This window comes from Mesorhizobium sp. M2C.T.Ca.TU.002.02.1.1 (genome assembly GCF_003997225.1).
Map to the genome: position 1 here is coordinate 1 of NZ_RZTO01001241.1, position 1,180 is coordinate 1,180.

The 1,180-nt window shown below is 61.0% G+C and carries 2 protein-coding genes; both read right to left on the reverse strand.

Features of this window, described 5'->3' with window-relative positions; all coding sequences use genetic code 11:
* A partial coding sequence (locus EOD07_RS35125; protein ID WP_164772878.1) for a sulfotransferase family 2 domain-containing protein occupies window positions 1–744 on the reverse strand: 744 nt, incomplete at its 3' end.
* Between the two features lie 117 nt (window positions 745–861).
* On the reverse strand, window positions 862–1,119 hold the full coding sequence (locus tag EOD07_RS35130) for a GlsB/YeaQ/YmgE family stress response membrane protein (RefSeq protein WP_027170387.1): 258 nt from the start codon (window positions 1,117–1,119) through the stop codon (window positions 862–864).
* Between the last annotated feature and the right edge of the window lie 61 nt (window positions 1,120–1,180).

A 1,180-nucleotide genomic window follows, 5' to 3' on the forward strand; every position in this document is an offset into this window, starting at 1 on the left:
CGGATAGACGAGGCGGCCGTCGCGCAGCGCCGTGGGATCGCCGTTGACATGCAGCGTCGAGGTTTCGGCGGGGTCGCCATCAGGGATGCCGCCCCATCGCGCTGGATCGTAATAATCGACCAGAAAGCCATAGTCATAGCGGCAGAAGCGCATGGCTTTCGACAGAGCGGCCGGTGACAGATCCGACGGGCTGACCTTTTGTCGGCTCGCCTGCAAGCGCGGCATGCCGACTGTCTTGCCGCTGACGGAGGACAGGAAAGCCGCGACCTTGTCCATCTCCTCGAACCTGAAGACATGCTCGAACAGGAACAGGCTGGAGCCGACGAAATGGCGCGGCGAGGCGACGTGGAACCGGATCTCCCATGAGCATGCGCTGTATTTCTCGACATTCAGGATAAAAGTATCGGGATCCGGATCGAGCGGCAGCCCGAAGCTCGCGAGCATTTCGGCCTTCGCCGAGGGTCGGGTCAGGACGTTGGTGTCCAGTATCCTGCTGGAATAGGCGGATAAAAGCCGCTCAAGCGGATCGCGGACGACGGTGAACTTGCCACCCATCCCATCATAGACCGGCGCGAAAGGGTCGACCCAGCTTGTCGCCAGGTGGCTGTGGACCTCATTGTCGGGATCCGCGGCAAGCGCGGCGTGTTTATCGCCGAGCGCCATGAGCGCGTATTTGACGCTGCTGGTGCCGCTTTTCGGGATTGGATAATAGGTAACGGCAAGCCCTTCGATCTGCACAGCCATTGCCGAACTGCCCCGCCCCGACGATCCAAAGCAAACCAGCCGGCCACGGCGCGCTCCGCGCGGCCGGCCCTTGAAAGTCCATCGGCGGCAGTCCTTCGGCTGCCGCGCATTGGTTCCTTACAGCGTGCGCTTGCCGGAAATCTGGTGATAGGCCCAAAGCACGACGACCGAGCCGATGACGGCAACGATCAGGCTCCAGATATTGAGGCCGGTGACGCCCGAGGCGCCGAAGGCGCTGAAGATGACGCCGCCGACAATGGCGCCGACGATGCCGAGCACGATATCCATGATCATGCCCTGGCCGGTCTTGTTGACGATCTTGCTGCCGATGAAGCCGGCGACGATGCCGAGAATGATCCAGCTGATAATGCCCATAATTCCCTCCAAATTTCCCCGCCGACCCATCATGTTCATATGATTGTCAAAAGCTCAAGAC